Below are 1,081 nucleotides of genomic sequence, written 5' to 3'. Positions count from 1 at the left end.
AACGGCCGCTCATCCAGGTCATTGCACGGACGTTTGAACGTCAGCGTCGCCTCGCATGACGGACGGTCATGCCGACTCCTCTCATCCCTCGTCGTCGAAGTCAGGTAATTGTTACGCGTATGCGCGTTAGCGCACACTTGGAAAGTAGCGACGAGAATACTGTTTGTCTCGAAGTTGGTCTTGCACAACGCTGGAACCCGCAAACGTCGCAGAGTGTTTGCGGAGAAGGAAACGTCCCAGTTGCCTTGGCTCTCGCAAAACTGTAATACGCTGATGGCGTCGCGAACCCACAATCCGGCGAGAATCCCGTCGCGTTCGTGGAAAAAAATCTGGCATTGACCGAGGCAGATGGGGCCGTCTTCGCGCGGGCCGCATTCGCTTTTAACAAATTGCCGCAGCGACTAGTCTTCTTGAACGGTCCGCCGAAAACGCCTGCCTGCGAAGTGCTACGGTGGCAATGGCAAAACCCATTGATAAATTGAATCTAAAAATTCCGTCGGCGCGCCGTGCCGCAATTGCTGCTTCCATTGCCTACGACCGTAGCGGCCTGACGAAAAATCCCGATCTGGAGGAGGTTTAAAATGACTCCCAGCGGCGCGCCGCCAGGCGAACCAATCATCATTGGACAATTGCAGATCCGATACCTGATCGACGGAACTGCCACAGGCGGCATGGGTATTTTTGAGCTGACCGTGCCGCCCAACTCTCCAGTTCCGCCGCCACATAGCCATACCCTTAACGAAGAATGCGTTTATGTCCTGGAGGGCGTGCTTCGATGCTCGGTTGATGGAATAGTCCGAGACCTGACGCCGGGAGAATGCGGGGTTAGCCCAAGAGGATCGGTTCACCACTTCAGCAACCCGTACACTGACACAGCACGCGCCCTCGTCGTCCTTACGCCCGACATCGGAGCGCAGTATTTTCGTGATGTCGGAACGATCATAAATGCCGGCGGCCCCCCCGACCGCGACAAGCTGATCGGTGTCATGTCGAGGTACGGACTGGTGCCCGCTCCGCTTCCGTGAAATAGCGAACGGTCGTTGCCCGACAATCGTTTCTGGCTCTCGATGCCCGATCTGCG

At 56.6% G+C, this 1,081-nt stretch carries 2 protein-coding genes; both read left to right on the top strand.

The window, feature by feature from the left end; genetic code table 11:
* The first annotated feature begins 457 nt into the window (after positions 1-457).
* Entirely contained in the window at positions 458-580 is a 123-nt protein-coding gene (locus U5A57_RS41250) for a hypothetical protein (protein ID WP_321918087.1), read from the top strand.
* Between the two features lies 1 nt (position 581).
* Positions 582-1,025 carry a cupin domain-containing protein gene (locus U5A57_RS41245; RefSeq protein WP_321918085.1) on the top strand — a complete coding sequence of 148 codons (444 nt, stop codon included), beginning with the start codon at positions 582-584 and terminating at the stop codon, positions 1,023-1,025.
* Positions 1,026-1,081: the final 56 nt, after the last annotated feature.

Origin of the sequence: Paraburkholderia sp. J11-2 (assembly GCF_905220185.1) — a bacterium.
Lineage (GTDB): Bacteria > Pseudomonadota > Gammaproteobacteria > Burkholderiales > Burkholderiaceae > Paraburkholderia.
This window is presented reverse-complemented; position numbering and strand designations above follow the sequence as displayed.

Excerpts from the sequence above, each read along its gene's own strand:
- U5A57_RS41250 (WP_321918087.1), top strand. The coding sequence starts at position 458 with ATGGCAAAACCCATTGATAAATTGAATCTAAAAATTCCGTCGGCGCGC.
- U5A57_RS41245 (WP_321918085.1), top strand. The coding sequence starts at position 582 with ATGACTCCCAGCGGCGCGCCGCCAGGCGAACCAATCATCATTGGACAA.